We start from the raw sequence: 15,464 nt of genomic DNA, 5'->3' as shown, positions 1-15,464 counted from the left end.
CAGGCTACTTGTCACTTATCCAATGACGGACCGCGCTATGAAGATTCTGGTAACGGGTGGTGCCGGCTATATCGGCTCGCACACCACACTTGCGCTGCTTGAAGCAGGTTATGAAGTTGTTGTACTGGATAATCTTTGCAACAGCAGCGATGCGGCACTGCACGCGATAGAAGGTATCTGCGGCAAAAGTGCGCTGATGATTCGCGGCGATGTCTGCGACCGGGCGTTGCTGGACCGGATTTTCCGCGAGCATGCGATCGACGCGGTGCTGCATTTTGCCGGGCTCAAAGCCGTCGGCGAGAGCGTGCGCAAGCCGCTGGATTACTACGAAAACAACGTCGGCGGCAGCATCACCTTGTGTCAGTCGATGGCCGCAGCGGGGGTGTTCCGGCTGGTGTTCAGTTCGTCGGCCACGGTGTACGGCGAGCCTGAGCAGATGCCGATCCGCGAGGATTTCCCCACCGGCATTCCGACCAATCCTTACGGTCAATCCAAGCTGATCGTCGAGAACGTGCTGCGCGACCTGAGTCAGGCCGAGCCGCGCTGGAGCATCGCCTTGCTGCGTTACTTCAACCCGATCGGCGCGCATCACAGCGGGCATATGGGCGAAGACCCCAGCGGCATCCCCAGCAACCTGCTGCCTTACATCAGCCAGGTCGCGGTTGGCAGCCTGCAGGAATTGTCGATTTTCGGCGACGACTACCCGACGATCGATGGCACCGGAGTGCGCGATTACATCCACGTCGTCGACCTCGCCGATGGCCATCTCAAAGCCTTGCAATCGATTGCCGACCGTCCGGGCATTCATACCTGGAACCTTGGCACCGGCGACGGCTACAGCGTGATGCAAGTGCTGCAGGCCTTCGAACAAGCCAGTGGACGTCCGGTGCCGTACCGGGTGATGCCACGGCGCAGCGGGGACATTGCCGAGAGCTGGGCCGACGCCTCGAAAGCGCAAAAAGAACTCGGCTGGAAAGCCACGCGCAGTCTGCAGGACATGGTCACCGATACCTGGCGCTGGCAATCGAATCATCCGCGCGGTTATCTCGAATGATGTCGTTCTAATACTGAATGTTAGTTTCGGTCAGCTGTTAGATATCGTCGGGAAAATACGCTGGAAATGCCTTTTGCAAGTCCGTAGATATAAACCTGCCGTTCGACTTTTATCAGTTGGGTAAGACTGTGAAAGAACGACGGATCTTGTTCGCGCTTTTCGCGGACTTGAACGCTACCACCGCTAACAAAGACCGGTTTTTAACAGGTCGAATGTTAGAAAGGAGTTGATATGAAAAAAGTGATGGCGATTGCCCTGTTGACGATGTTGAGCAACTGGGCGTCCGCTGCTGAAGCGCCGCTAACTGCGGTGACCAATGTATCTGGCAGTGTTGCGGCTTCTACAGCGCCTGCTGCCAGTACTGCAATGGTTGCCAGTGCAGTCGCAGCGTCCAACAGCGGCGGAAGTGCCAACGGCGGTACCACTGGCACCACCGGTACTACCGGCACCACCGGCACGCACAACTAACAGGAACATTTGTTAGTGCAGTACAGGGTCGCCCGACGCAAGTCGGGTGACTTTATTTTTAGATTCGCCCTTGAATAGCGTAGTGCCATTATGACTCGTAGTTTTTCTCTTTTGCTGTTGGCAAGTATCGCTTTGCAAGGTTGCATGTTTTCCCCCGGCCAATACCTGAGCACCGGCGACATCACGCGCCAGGGCGCCAGCGAAAGCAGTCGGGTCGAGCTGATCCCGATCACGCCCAAGCTGATCTCGATGACCCGTGCCACGCAGAAGCGTGAGTCGGTACCGTCGGAACTGTTGGCAACGCCTGCCGAATACCGCATCGGCAGCAACGATGTGCTGTACATCACGGTCTGGGATCACCCGGAGCTGACCGCGCCATCGGGGGCACAACAGCAGATCGACGCCAACGGTCGACTGGTGCGCTCCGATGGCACGCTGTACTACCCGTTCATCAAGGAAGTGCAGGCGGCCGGCAAGACTATTCAACAGCTGCGCTCGGACATCGAAACACGCCTGTCGGCGTTCATCGCCGAGCCGCAGGTGGATGTCGCGGTGTTGCGTTTCGCCAGTCAGAAAGTGGTGGTTTCCGGCGCCGTGGCCAAGGCCGGGCCACAACCGATTTCCACCAACCCGCTGAGCGTGGTCGAGGCCCTCGGTACTGCCGGCATCGACACCAACAACGCCGACCTGTCGGGCCTGCTGCTGACCCGCAATGGCCGGGTGTATCCGCTCAATCTCGACTCGCTGAACCAGCAGGATTCCGAGTTGCAGCATGTCTTCCTCAAGGGCGGCGATCAGTTGTACCTGCCGTACAACGACAACAAGCGCATCTACGTCATGGGCGAAGTCAATCAGCCCCGTGCGCTGAGTTTCAAGACCGCGACGATGAACCTCTCCGACGTGCTCGGTTCGGTCGGCGGTCTGAGTCAGACCACCTCCAACGGCAACGCGGTGTACGTGATTCGCGGGGTGGAAAACCTCGATGTCGAGCCGGCGAAGATCTATCAACTGGAAGCCCAGTCGCCGACCGCCATGGCACTCGCTTCGCACTTTGAAGTGCGCCCCCAGGATGTGGTTTACGTCGGCCCGGCCAACGTCACGCGCTGGAACCGCTTCATCAGTCAACTGGTGCCGTCGGCATCGATTGTCGGGACCGGGGCTTCCGCTGCGAAGAACTGGAGCGAATTCAGTAACAACAGCAAATAAGGCCGACCGTGAAAACCTTGAAAGTTGGCGTCTGCCTGATGGCGGCCTTGATGTTGTGTGGCTGTAACCCGCTGATGACCGCTTCGGTGCGCAACCTCAAGTCGGCGGTGCTCGGCCCGGACGAGCTGGACGTGAGTGCGGCGCAGGTGGCCGAGGTCAAGTACCCGCAAGTCAAACTGACCACGCCGTCCGGCTCCGGGGTGCTGGCGCTGGTGCGCGAGCGTGAAGACCTGCAGTTCTGGGTCGCTTCCGGCAAACAGGTGTTGCTGCTGCGTGACGGCCTCGCTGTGCGCACCATCGGCCTCGGCGTCGAGGGCGACCTGGACGGCACGCGGCTGGCCGACGACGCGCCGTTCAAACGCGGCCTGCATCAAGTCGCCGACGGGTTCACCAGTCAGCGCTGGATCGACCTGTACAAGGGCCAGGAAGTCGGCTTGATCGTTAACAGCCGGTTCTCTCGCCGATCTACGCAAACCCTGCAAATTCTCGACAAGGAATACACCGTGCTGCGTGTCGACGAACGTATCGACGTCCCGGCGATCGGGCTGCGCGCGACCAACCATTACTGGGTCGATCCGCTGGACGGATTCATCCTGCAGAGCGAGCAGCAACTGACCACGCAAATGCGTGTGCGCATCGTGCAACTGACCCCTGATCGCAGGCATCTGCCGTGAAGCGCTTACGAATGTTATCGGCGGGTTTGCTGTTGCTCAGCGGCATCAGTCAGGCAGCGGTCACCGTCAGCGGCGATGTCGCCAACCCAGGGCCGGTGGAGTTGCCGCCGGGCGGGCGCTTGCTCGACGTGATCAGCGTGGCCGTACCGAATGCCGAGGGTTACTGGCTGGCCGGCGTGTTGCTGCGCCAGTCGTTGCTGGAACAGCAGGCGCGGCTCAAGGCCGGGGTGTTGTTTGATCTCGATGTGTTGCAGCGCATGGCCTCGTTGTTTGACCGCCCGAGCCGCGCGGCGCTGGCGCTGCGCTTGGCTGAGCAGGTGCGGCAAATGCCGGTCACCGGGCGTCAGGTGGCGGATCTCGATCCGGTCGCGGTGGAAGTCGGTTTCGCGCGCAACATTCGTTTGGACGACGGCGATCGGCTGATCTACCCGAAACGGGTCGACGAGGTGCAAGTGTTGGGCGCGGTGGCCGAAACCTGCCACCTGCCTTATCAGCCCTTGCTGGAGGCGCGTGAGTACCTGGAAAGCTGTACGCCGCTGGATGATGCCGAGGCCGATTACCTGTGGCTGATCCAGCCCAATGGTGCGGTGCGGCGCGTGGGTATCGCCCACTGGAATCGCGAGAGCGGGCAGTTCCCCGTGGCCGGCAGCAAGATTCTGGTGCCGGTGAAGAATGATGATCTGGATCCGCCTGTTCCTGAACTGAATCAGCAGTTGGCCGAATTGATTGCCACGCAGCTGGCTGAGGTGGTTCGTTGAAGTTACGTTTTGCAGCTGTGTTGTTATTGCCGTGCGGTCTGGTGCATGCCGAGCCGCGTATTACCCAAAATGATTTCGGCGGCACCGGTCTGTTGCAGACCCCGACCGCGCGCATGGCTCCGGCCGGAGAGCTGAGCGTCAACGCCAACCGCACCGAGCCGTACAGCCGCTACAGCGTGTCGTTGCAGCCACTGGACTGGCTCGAAGGTTCGTTCCGCTACACCGCGATCACCAACCGGCCATACGGCTCCGAGGCGCTGAGTGGCAGCCAGAGCTACAAGGACAAGGCGGTCGACGCCAAAGTCCGGCTGTGGCAGGAAAGCCACTGGGCACCGGAAGTCGCGCTGGGCTTCCGAGACATCGGTGGTACGGGCTTGTTCTCCAGTGAGTTCTTCGTCGCCAACAAACGCTTCGACAATTTCGATTTCAGCGCCGGTATTGCCTGGGGTTATCTCGGTAATCGCGGTGATCTCGACAACCCGCTGGGCTACGTCAGTGATCGCTTCGACACTCGACCGGCTCTCGAAGGTACCGGTGACGTCAACTCCGGCTCGTACTTTCGCGGTCGGCCGTCGTTCTTCGGTGGTGTGAGCTATCAGACGCCGTGGGATCGACTCAGCCTGAAGCTCGAATACGAAGGCAACGACTACAAGCACGAGCCGAAGGACAACGTGATCAAGCAGGACTCGCCGATCAACTTCGGTGCGGTGTTCAAGGTGGCGGATTCGGTGGACGTCAGCGCGGCGTGGGAGCGGGGCAACACGGCGATGTTCGGCATCACCTTCCACACCAATTTCGTCAGCCGCAAGGCGCCGGCCAAGACTTACGATCCGACGCCGGAACCGCTGCCGGCGAAGATGCCGACCACGCCGATGGAGCAGGTCAACTGGGCCGACGTATCGCAGCGCCTGCAGCAAAATGCCGGGTACAAGGTCGAGCGCATCAGTCAGCGTGATTCGGAGCTGATCGTGTACGGCGAGCAGCAGCGTTACTTCCATTCGTCGAAGGCTGTTGGTCGCGCGAGCCGGATTCTCGACAACAGTGTGAACGACGACATCAACTGGTTCACCGTGGTCAACAAGCGCTACGACCTGCCGCTGGAAGAGACCAGCGTGCCCCGCCAGACTTTCCGCGAAGTGATCAACAACGAGGAGCCGCTGGAGTCGTTGCACCGCACCACCGAGATCAACCCGGCGATGCCACACAACGAGAAAACCCTCTACAGCGAAGCGCCGCAGCACTTCAACTATGGCGTCGGCCTGGGCTTCAAGCAGAACGTCGGTGGCCCGGATGGTTTGCTCTATCAATTCAGTGCCGACGCGGACGCCGAGTACCGCTTCAACCGCAACACCTGGTGGAACGGCCTGCTCAGTGCCAACCTGGTGAACAACTTCGACAAGTTCACCTACGATGCGCCGAGCGGCCTGCCGCGGGTGCGTACCGATTTGCGTCAATACCTGACCACCTCGGAAGTGACCATGCCGTTGTTCCAGGTCAGCCATGCCGAGCAGTTGGACAAGGACCTGTATGGCATGGTCTACGGCGGCTATCTGGAGTCGATGTTTGCCGGCGTCGGCGGTGAGGTGCTGTTCCGGCCGACCGGTGAGCGCTGGTCGGTGGGGGCGGATCTGAACTACGTGCGCCAGCGCGAGTTCGACCAGGGTTTTGGCCTGCGCGACTATTCGGTCTGGACCGGGCACATCACCGGTTACACCGATTTGCCGTACGACACGCTGGCTGCGGTCAGCGTCGGTCGTTATCTGGCCGGCGACTGGGGCGGCACGCTGGACATCTCCCGCGAGTTCTTCAATGGGGTGCGCTTCGGTGCCTGGGCGACGATCACCACGGCTGGCAGTGCCGAGTACGGGGAGGGTAGTTTCGACAAGGGCATCTACCTGTCGATCCCGTTCGACGAAATGATGAGCATGTCGACCATGCGCCGCGCCAACCTGGTCTGGGCCCCCCTGACCCGTGACGGCGGCGCCAGGCTCAATCGCAGCTTCCAGCTGCACTCGATGACCGACAGCCGCGAGGGTGACATGTTCTACCGCAACTTCTCGAAGATTACCGAGTAAACCCCGGGCCTTCTCGGGACCTGTGGGAGCGGGCTTGCCCGCGAAGGCGTCGGCACATTCAACATCTGTGCTGCCAGATCCACCGCTTTCGCGGGCAAGCCACGCTCCCACAGTGTTTTGTGGTGAGGCACATATCCCGATCCATACCGAGATCCCCTGTGGGAGCGAGCTTGCTCGCGAAGGCGTCGGCCCATTCAACATCTGTGCTGCCTGACCCACCGCTTTCGCGGGCAAGCCACGCTCCCACAGTGTTTTGTGGTGAGGCACATATCCCGATCCATGCCGAGATCCCCTGTGGGAGCGGGCTTGCTCGCGAAGGCGTCGGCACATTCAACATCTGTGCTGCCTGACCCACCGCTTTCGCGGACAAGCCACGCTCCCACAGTGTTTTGTGGTGAGGCACATATCCCGATCCATGCCGAGATCCCCTGTGGGAGAGGGCTTGCCCGCGAAGGCGTCGGCACATTCAACATCTGTGCTGCCTGACCCACCGCTTTCGCGGACAAGCCACGCTCGCACAGTGTTTTGTGGTGAGGCACATATCCCGATCCATACCGAGATCCCCTGTGGGAGCGGGCTTGCTCGCGAAGGCGTCGGCACATTCAACATCTGTGCTGCCTGACCCACCGCTTTCGCGGGCAAGCCACGCTCCCACAGTGGAACGGGGTGAAGCGCATGTCCCGATCCATGCCGAGATCCCCTGTGGGAGCGGGCTTGCTCGCGAAGGCGTCGGCACATTCAGCGTATGTTCTGCCTGGCCCACCGCTTTCGCGGGCAAGCCACGCTCCCACAGTGGAACGGGGTGAAGCGCATGTCCCGATCCATGCCGAGATCCCCTGTGGGAGCGGGCTTGCCCGCGAAGGCGTCGGCACTGCCACCATCGCAGCAGCCTGATCCACTACCCAAATCCCGCCCACGAAAAAGGGGACTTTCGTCCCCTTGCGGTATTGCCTGGCTTGTCACCAGCCCATCAATAAATATCTTTCGACAACAACGTAAACGGCGTCTTCACCAGGATCTTCAGATCCAGCCACAACGACCAGTTGTTGATGTAATGCAGGTCCATCTCCACCCGACGCTGCATCTTGTCGATGGTGTCGGTCTCGCCACGGCAGCCGCTGATCTGTGCCAGCCCGGTAATACCCGGTTTGATTCGATGACGGGCCATGTACGCGAGGATTTTCCCCGAGTAGTAGTGGTTGTGCGCTACAGCGTGCGGACGTGGACCGACCAGGGCCATCTGCCCCTGCAGCACGTTGAACAACTGCGGCAGCTCATCCAGCGAGGTGCGGCGAATGAAGCGCCCGACCGCAGTAATGCGCGAGTCATTACGGCTGGCCTGAACCACTTCACGGTCATCGTGCACGCGCATCGAGCGGAATTTCCACACCTGAATCACCTTGCCGTTCCAGCCGTGGCGATCCTGCTTGAAGAACACCGGCCCCGGCGAGTTGATCTTCACCGCCAGCGCGATGAACAGCAGCACCGGGCTCAGCAGGATAATCGCCAGCAGCGCCACGCCTTTTTCCACCAGACTCTTGCTCAGCGCAGCGGTAGGGCGGCTGGTCAGCGGACTTTCGTTGAGGCAGATCGCCGGCAGACCATCCACGACCTTCACCGAGTGGTTGAGCAGGGTCAGACTGTTCAAGTCCGGCACCCAGACCACATCGACGTTGGCGCCGAGCAAATCGACGTACATCGCTTCGATTTTTGCGGCCTCGGCCAGCGGCAGGGTGATGTACAACCGGCGGATGTCATGATCCTTGATCAGCTCCAGCAAATCTTCCTGATCACCGACCACACGCGGCGCATCCGCATCCAGATTCGGTGTCGCGCCATTGCTGACCAAACCTACCAGCGGCAGGTTTTCCACCTGACTGATCTTCTTCGCCAGACCCAGAGCCAGCTCGCCGGTACCGACGATCAGCGTTTTCTGCGCGCTGGTGCGGGAACGCTGGTAGTACTTGGAAAAGGCATGCAGCGGCGCGTACATCAACGCCTGACCGAGGAAGCCGTAGACCGCCCAGCTCAGCGTCACCTCGCGGGAGAACACTTCGTCGGCCTTGCACACGAACGCGATGCCGGCCAGCGCCACCATGGTCATCGACCAGCCCATGAACAAACGTCCGAGACCGGTCAGGTAGTTGTCCTGCTTGCGATACACGCCGCTGAACGTATACGCCGGTACCGAGGCCAATACCGCCAGTGTCGCGCACATGCGGTAATAGAACTCGACGGTGCCCGTCTGCCGTTCAGCGAGTATGAATAGCAACGCAACAATGAAAGCCTGCGCCAATGCCCATTGGCCCCAGAAGGTAAGTCCCTTGAGGCCGTTATTTCGATTGATCCGTAGAGAAAGTTCCATGAGATATCCCCAGAAATACGTCCATTCAGGTTTCGACAGTTGAAGTCCGAGTTGCTAGATAGGCTTGTTGTTGTTATTGGACGAGTGTCCTGAGGTAACAACGTCGATAGGCCGAACTGTCGTCAATCAATAGACTAAGTTATTGCCGGAGAGGGTGTCTGACGAGTTCTAACAAGATGGCACAGTGCCAACTTTTTAATAATCAAATACAAGGGTGTTAGAAAAGGTCGCAGAGCGGGGGGTGAATAAATTATGTTGTGTTTGTTACTGTAGGAGGGGTGGAGGCAGGGAGCTATTATTACCAGGGGGGAAGCCAAACAGAGTGCTCTTGTTGTTTTTGTAATCGCACTGTTTCTGTTTGTTTTGTTCGCGGATATCGGCGGTATTTACGCAACGATTTCCTGAATGAGGCAATAACCGCGGTTTCTTACGGCACGGAACAATCGCTCACCATTACTCGCGTTTTTGAACTTGTCCTGCAGGCGACTCAGGCACATCTCCAGGCCCCGATACTGCTCCGGCTCGCGGCCGATGCTGAGGATCAGGTCATCTCGACTGACTACACGTTCTTCGTGATGGAGCATTTTGCGCACCAGCGCGGTTTCCAGTCCGGTAAGGCTGATCTCGACGCCTTCCTTGACCAGGGCGCCTTGATCGTTGTCCAGATGCCAGGTCTCGTTGCAGGTGGCGGCGTCTTCGATGGCGGCAGTGCGGTTGTCGCTCTCTGCACTTTGAAACGGCTTCGCCGATTGTGCGGACAGCCATTCCGATTCGAGGGTGGCCAATATGCGCTGGGTGTCGTGTTCAATCGTGCGGGCAACGTTTTTCCGGGTGCCCCTTGGGTAAGTGAACTCCATCAGCATGGGAGCGGAAGAGGGCGAAGTAGCACCTTCAATAAACATTTGTGCCTGAGACGTGCCAAACGAATTGAAGCGCTCGCTGGACAGAATGCTCTCAAGTTCACGCTGCGACGTTGTACTGTTGGTCACGACGACAAAATATTTTCTTGGGAGGGTTGTACTAGTTTCCATGTCTCTCTCCTAAAATGTGCACCAAAATGGGCGAAAAGGTAAATCGGCAGGCGAGCAATAACTTCCTTGGAAGTAACCGACAGGCAGGGTCTGGGCCCAAAATGGCCTCGATAAATTCCACTCGTTCTGCTGCTATGTTGTTAAGTTTATTGTTATGGTTCGGTGTAGCCGTGCTCATTCAATGGCTTGATTATTAGTAGATTTGAAGTACAACTTGAGCTGTATGGTTGCATATGACGATCCTTCGTGATTATGCAAAGAGGATGGCTGCCCGAGAGTCAGGCAGTCGATATCAGACCCCGCATCAGGCGATAGCCGTAGCCGCGGATGCTCTGAATCGCATTGGTACCATACATGTCCTTGATTTTTCCACGCAAGCGGCTGATGGATTTTTCCAGCGCTCTCGGATCGTAGAAATTGGTATTGAGCCCCATGATGCTGGCGATTTCATCATGGCTGAGAATGTGATTGCTGGTCTGCGCAAAGGCTTCCAGGATCTTCATCTCGGCGAACGAGATGTCGAGTTTCTGACTGGTGCCGCCCTGCAGGCAGATGCGCGTCGGGTCGAGCGTGAGGTTGATATCCCGCTGCCATTCTTCGCTGTTGAAGAACTCACCGAGCAACTCGTCGCCCTCGTCGGAAAGGGTATTGAGTTTGATACAGAAGTCGGCACCGGCCAGGAAATACTTGATCTTGTTGAAGGCGCCGCGACCGGTAATGACCGCGCAGATGATCGGCTTCAAGTTGTCGCTGCGCAGGCTCTCGATCAGCGCAAGATTGTCTTCCAGCGCTTGTGGAGTGTCGATAACGATGAAGATGGCTCGATACGAACCAGAAAGTTCATTGTTATAGGAACTAGTGTACGAACCGGCCTCAAGTGCCATGTCAGTGCGTACGTGCTTTGCGATCAGCGCTCTGAAATGTTCGGCCACGCCACGGGTACGACCCAGAGTAAGAACACCGGGTACGTCGTTTGTCGGGCGCGGACTTCTAGTCGCCAAGTTCCCTGAGAGCATCATGCTTTGACTCGAATTAGGTGCTGACATCGGGATGTTAAAGCACCGGTTCTCATCTGTGACTGACAATTGGTAACATTCACGCGATTTTTAGACGTGGCTCCCGAGTTTTCTAACAATAATTAAGCATTTCAAGCTTTTAGTTGATTTTCTCGGGGTTGTGAACTAGTCGTTACATGATGGCGATGTGGAATTGTGCCACTATTTTGAATCTATGGCCACGGCTTTATTCATGTCCAATTGCCACTGTCGACGATCCTGAGACAATGTGAGCTGGATCACACTTTATTGGCCAATCGAACTTTTTTCTACTATAGCCCTAAATATTTTTCGTGTAGTTCGTAGGCGGACGTTTATTAACATGGCTTGAGTGTGTCTTTTGATAAGACATATTCTCCGTCGCCTGATCAGGCAATGGGTGTCGCGTTATACCGATTGTTTAACTTCAGATACTCAATTCCTGAATACAGTTGACCGGTCGCTCATCACGAGCGCTCTGACGGAGGATTAATGGATTTCTGGACCTTTATCCAGGTGTTGATTTTGGGCGCGGTAGAAGGCCTGACCGAGTTTTTGCCGATCTCCAGTACCGGCCACCAGATCATCGTCGCCGACCTGCTGGACTTCGGCGGCGAACGCGCGATGGCGTTCAACATCATTATTCAGCTGGGGGCGATCCTGGCTGTGGTCTGGGAGTTTCGCCCGAAGATCTTCGACATCGTCAAAGGTCTGCCCACCCAACGCAATGCGCAACGTTTCACCCTCAACCTGCTGATCGCCTTCCTCCCGGCGGTGGTGCTCGGCGTGCTGTTCGCTGACAAAATCCATCAATACCTGTTTAACCCGATCACCGTGGCCATGGCCTTGGTGGTGGGCGGTATTGTCATGTTGTGGGCCGAACAGCGCAGCCACGTGGTGAGCGTCGATCATGTCGACGACATGCGCTGGTCAGACGCGTTGAAGATCGGTTTCGTGCAATGCCTGGCGATGATTCCCGGCACGTCGCGCTCGGGCTCTACCATCATCGGCGGTTTATTGTTCGGCTTGTCCCGGAAAGCCGCCACAGAGTTCTCGTTCTTCCTCGCCATGCCGACCATGGTCGGCGCTGCGGTGTACTCCGGCTACAAATACCGCGACCTGTTCCAGGCCAGCGACCTGCCAGTGTTCGCCCTCGGTTTCGTCATCGCCTTCATCTTCGCCATGATCGCCGTACGCGGCCTGCTCAAATTCATCGCCAACCACAGCTACGCCGCGTTCGCCTGGTATCGGATCGCGTTTGGCTTGTTGATTCTGGCGACGTGGGTGTTTGGCTGGGTGAATTGGACGGAAGCAGCGGCGGGGTGATGCGCACGCCAGGCGGATCAACCCGCCTGGCGCGTTTTACGGAAGGAGGGCATCAACGCCCTTGCAGCAACTCGCCAGCCTGATCCAGCAACGCCAGCGGATCCTTGGCCTTGTGAATATCCACCGACAACAACTGACGGAATTTACGCGCCCCCGGGAACCCGGTGCCCAGCCCCAGCACGTGCCGGGTAATGTGATGCATCGCACCGCCCGCTTGCAGATGCTCGGCAATATATGGCCGCAACTGCGCCAGCGCCTCGGCCCGGCTGATCACCGGCGCGCTGCTGCCGAACAGCTGCTGATCGACCTCCGCCAGCAAATACGGATTGTGATAAGCCTCACGCCCGAGCATCACACCGTCAAAGCTCTGCAAGTGCTCATGGCAGGCCTCCATCGTCTTGATCCCGCCGTTCAGCACAATCTCCAACTCCGGAAAATCCGCCTTCAACTGCGCCGCCACGTCATACCGCAACGGCGGAATGTCGCGATTCTCCTTCGGCGACAACCCCTCAAGAATCGCAATCCGCGCATGCACGGTAAAACTGGTACACCCTGCATCCCGCACCGTCCCGACGAAATCACACAACTCGGCGTAACTGTCCCGCCCATTGATCCCGATCCGATGCTTCACCGTCACCGGAATCGACACCGCATCGCGCATCGCCTTCACACAATCCGCCACCAACTGCGGATGCCCCATCAGGCACGCACCGATCATATTGTTCTGCACCCGATCACTCGGGCAGCCCACATTCAGATTCACCTCGTCGTAACCATGCGCCTGCGCCATGCGCGCGCAGGCGGCCAGATCCAGCGGAACACTACCGCCCAACTGTAGCGCCAGCGGATGCTCGGCTTCGTTGTGACGGAGGAACCGTTCGTGATCGCCGTTGAGGAGAGCGCCGGTGGTGACCATTTCGGTGTAGAGCAGGGCGTTCTTCGACAGGAGGCGTAGGAAGTATCTGCAATGCCTATCAGTCCAGTCCATCATCGGGGCGACGGAGAAGCGGCGGGAGAGTGGGGCGGGTGTGGCGGAGATAGGGGACATTGGCGGTTCTGGATTGGGTGGGGCTGGGAGGTGGGGGAGTTTATCAGGAATGGGGGCGGACGGGTTTGGAGGCTGGTGGAGGTCTGTCTTCTTTGCTCATTAATAGTGGATGCTTGGTAGTAAATAAATCTGACCTACGCAGTTGTCTATTATGTGGGCCATTTCTTACTCCTTTAACTCGTCGCAGGGAAATAGGTGTACTGGATTTATTTTTTTGTGCGCGGATTTATTTCTGATAGTGTTTTTGGATGTCCTTCCAGATGTAGCCATATCTGAATTCAAGCCAGCGTATTAGTAATTTGTCCCATTGTCGGCGGAAGTTGCTTTTCTCTCTTGCCTCCAGCATTTCATTTATGTCAGCTTTCAAGTTTTCTAAATTGAATGCTGACCATGTCATTGGAATCACCGTCTCAAGGTTCGTATGACAGACAGGTGCTACCTCATGATAAAGAATTCGCCTGATTTCCTCAGGGTCATAGTCTTCAGTTTGGCGCGCAATAGCTTCGTAATCAACTTCTGTATCAACAAAAGCGTCAGATAGCGCCCAATAGACGTAAGCGAGTTTCTCATCCATCATTGAACGTTCCATGTCAAGAGAAACATCGGGTAAAAAATTGGCGAGTTTATTTAGATAAAGCCGCCAATTTTTAGAGGCACAGCTCAGCACTACTTTGCCTGCTTCTCTTTCATTTTCTCGATGGCATTAGGTAGGTTTTGAATAAATTTAACACCTAGATAAAAGGACCCTTTGCCGACCAGCTTTGCCGCCGAAGCAGCCCGGTCCATACCCGTACCATGGGAAAAATCATCCTTAACTTCACTCCACGCTTCGCCCATCATTTTATCCAGCGACTCGTTGAAAGAAGGTCCGCTTTTTTCCTGAATCTCGTCGTCCATGCTTTTTCCTCAGGTAAGCAAGCTCACAGCGATAATATGAGCTTGCTATGCAGGTAATCTGTTGGTTTTAGGTTTCTACTGCAGAAATGATTTTTGCCTGACCGCGCTCTCGTTCCTTGATTTTTTCCTTTGCCTGACTCGCACTGCTCGCTCGTACACTGGTAGTGATTACCGAAGAGTTCGTACCGCGAGTAAACGTTATGCGGAAGTTCTTGTCGCTCATCCTTGCTTCTCCCAATGATATCAATATGCCTTGCAGGCAAATATTTATCAGTTGGGCTTTAAAAGCACAACCCTGTACGACAGATTGATCTGTCCGACGCCACTTGGCGTAAGACAGGACTACATCCACTCATGCGGTCGCGGCTACCCGGTTTAACAGGCCTTCTGAGCAAGCAGCCTTAGCAACATATGCTTGAAACGCGTTCATTCCCCAGGCTGAATTAGTCTGATGATCGCTGCAGCCAGTTTGCCGCTGTGATTTAAATGCAGTACTCCTCAAACTCCTTCCAAACGATTACTTCCACATTTGTTTAAATGAGGCCCGCTGTCGCTGTCCCGCTCCTACACCACCTTGCGCCTCCCCCTACACCTAAGACAGAATCCGCCGGCTTGTGCGTCTAGCTCGCGGGTTCTATCGTCCCTACGTCACTGAAAACCAGTGATCGGGTTTGGTAGCCCGTCTCCGTCAGAAGCACAAGACTACTGTCTTGCGAGGGCGTTTCTCGTCTTCGTTTTATGGTGGTCATGCGCGGGGCGTCTGCGGATGCGCCGGGGTTCCTGACGACCGGTCTACCAACCTGCGTATGGCCTCCACCCTTCGTTTGGTAGCGAGAGTGATGGCTCCTTTTCGTTTATCCGTCAGGAGTTACACCATGTTCAAACCAACACCCAACCCACCCGAATCCAACCCCGCATCCCCCTACGAATCCCTCGACTCCCGCAAACTCCACGAAGCCGCCGAGCGCGCCCTCGATCACTACCTCACCCCGGCCAGCCAGATCATGGCCAGTGGTGATCAATCCAGACCGATGTTCCTCGCCAACCCGGCCTACGACACTGAGTCCCTGCTCGCCAACGCCAGCGAGTCCCTGGGTTCCGCCACGACCATGCTCAATGACTTCGCCGCGTTGCTGGATGTCTCGCACCGCAAGACGCTGCTGGGCATTGCGCAGGTGGTGATGTTGGGGGAGTTGGCGGTGAATCAGGCGTTGGATAACGTCGAGTTGAAGGCGTAGATCGCTGCCCTCCGTGGCGAGCGGCCAGCTCGTGGTCGCGGAGGGCGTTCTGTCGATGCGCAAAACAACTGCCGAAAATGGCGGGTTTCAGCCTGTTTCCACAGCAATAGCGATGTGCCACAAAAAATGATGGCAATGCGTCATCACGCGCTCAAAAAAGTTCAACGATTATACAAAAATATAAAGTTGTACAACTTTTCCCAAAATTTATAGCATCCGTTCCAACACCTTTGCTGAAACGATAAATCCAGCGTCAGTCCTGGATTTGTCCGCTGGTGCGTGGGCCGTCG

General features: G+C 57.1%; 14 protein-coding genes. 8 read left to right on the top strand and 6 right to left on the bottom strand.

What is annotated here, in order from left to right:
* Positions 1-37: 37 nt before the first annotated feature.
* The 6 genes from galE (at position 38) to VLA07_RS16180 (ending at position 6,235) form a co-directional block, all read left to right on the top strand.
* Positions 38-1,054 (top strand): UDP-glucose 4-epimerase GalE, encoded by a 1,017-nt coding sequence (gene galE, locus VLA07_RS16205; RefSeq protein ID WP_333989669.1) that lies wholly within the window; start codon positions 38-40, stop codon positions 1,052-1,054.
* 231 nt (positions 1,055-1,285) lie between these two features.
* Entirely contained in the window at positions 1,286-1,522 is a 237-nt protein-coding gene (locus VLA07_RS16200) for a hypothetical protein (protein WP_003226528.1), read from the top strand.
* 144 nt (positions 1,523-1,666) lie between these two features.
* Complete coding sequence (locus tag VLA07_RS16195) at positions 1,667-2,728, top strand: polysaccharide biosynthesis/export family protein (RefSeq protein ID WP_333989668.1); 1,062 nt, start codon at positions 1,667-1,669, stop codon at positions 2,726-2,728.
* 8 nt (positions 2,729-2,736) lie between these two features.
* Entirely contained in the window at positions 2,737-3,402 is a 666-nt protein-coding gene (locus VLA07_RS16190) for a YjbF family lipoprotein (RefSeq protein WP_333989667.1), read from the top strand.
* Positions 3,399-4,160, top strand: a complete 762-nt coding sequence (locus VLA07_RS16185; RefSeq protein ID WP_333989666.1) for a capsule biosynthesis GfcC family protein — start codon at positions 3,399-3,401, stop codon at positions 4,158-4,160. The genes VLA07_RS16190 and VLA07_RS16185 overlap by 4 nt, the downstream gene beginning before the upstream one ends.
* Entirely contained in the window at positions 4,157-6,235 is a 2,079-nt protein-coding gene (locus VLA07_RS16180; protein WP_027611486.1) for a YjbH domain-containing protein, read from the top strand. The genes VLA07_RS16185 and VLA07_RS16180 overlap by 4 nt, the downstream gene beginning before the upstream one ends.
* Positions 6,236-7,205: 970 nt before the next feature.
* Here the strand turns inward: VLA07_RS16180 and VLA07_RS16175 are convergent.
* From VLA07_RS16175 to VLA07_RS16165, 3 genes are all read right to left on the bottom strand, one after another.
* Positions 7,206-8,600, bottom strand: coding sequence for an undecaprenyl-phosphate glucose phosphotransferase (locus VLA07_RS16175; RefSeq protein ID WP_115989302.1), 1,395 nt, complete (start codon positions 8,598-8,600; stop codon positions 7,206-7,208).
* A 386-nt stretch (positions 8,601-8,986) separates the two neighbouring features.
* Positions 8,987-9,631, bottom strand: coding sequence for a winged helix-turn-helix domain-containing protein (locus tag VLA07_RS16170; RefSeq protein ID WP_027611488.1), 645 nt, complete (start codon positions 9,629-9,631; stop codon positions 8,987-8,989).
* A gap of 278 nt (positions 9,632-9,909) precedes the next feature.
* The gene (locus VLA07_RS16165; RefSeq protein WP_333989665.1) at positions 9,910-10,650 is read right to left on the bottom strand and encodes a winged helix-turn-helix domain-containing protein; all 741 of its coding nucleotides are present in this window, start codon (positions 10,648-10,650) and stop codon (positions 9,910-9,912) included.
* 507 nt (positions 10,651-11,157) lie between these two features.
* Between VLA07_RS16165 and VLA07_RS16160 the strand changes: the two genes are divergently transcribed.
* On the top strand, positions 11,158-11,991 hold the full coding sequence (locus tag VLA07_RS16160) for an undecaprenyl-diphosphate phosphatase (RefSeq protein WP_123588482.1): 834 nt from the start codon (positions 11,158-11,160) through the stop codon (positions 11,989-11,991).
* Between the two features lie 52 nt (positions 11,992-12,043).
* On the opposite strand, the gene dusA is transcribed toward VLA07_RS16160, so the two are convergent.
* The 3 genes from dusA to VLA07_RS16145 all read right to left on the bottom strand — a co-directional run bounded on the left by dusA (position 12,044) and on the right by VLA07_RS16145 (position 13,936).
* On the bottom strand, positions 12,044-13,039 hold the full coding sequence (gene dusA / locus VLA07_RS16155; protein WP_247269293.1) for a tRNA dihydrouridine(20/20a) synthase DusA: 996 nt from the start codon (positions 13,037-13,039) through the stop codon (positions 12,044-12,046).
* 226 nt (positions 13,040-13,265) lie between these two features.
* Positions 13,266-13,616: a DUF7079 family protein gene (locus VLA07_RS16150; RefSeq protein ID WP_333989664.1), complete on the bottom strand. Its 351-nt coding sequence runs from the start codon at positions 13,614-13,616 to the stop codon at positions 13,266-13,268.
* A gap of 89 nt (positions 13,617-13,705) precedes the next feature.
* On the bottom strand, positions 13,706-13,936 hold the full coding sequence (locus VLA07_RS16145) for a hypothetical protein (protein WP_121186301.1): 231 nt from the start codon (positions 13,934-13,936) through the stop codon (positions 13,706-13,708).
* An 875-nt stretch (positions 13,937-14,811) separates the two neighbouring features.
* On the opposite strand from VLA07_RS16145, the gene VLA07_RS16140 reads away from it, so the two are divergent.
* Complete coding sequence (locus VLA07_RS16140; protein WP_097088612.1) at positions 14,812-15,174, top strand: DUF6124 family protein; 363 nt, start codon at positions 14,812-14,814, stop codon at positions 15,172-15,174.
* Positions 15,175-15,464: the final 290 nt, after the last annotated feature.

Source organism: Pseudomonas sp. S3(2024) (assembly GCF_036861315.1).
Taxonomy (GTDB): domain Bacteria; phylum Pseudomonadota; class Gammaproteobacteria; order Pseudomonadales; family Pseudomonadaceae; genus Aquipseudomonas; species Aquipseudomonas putida_A.
The sequence above is the reverse complement of the archived record's forward strand: the minus strand, read 5'-3'. Positions and strand labels throughout refer to the sequence as shown.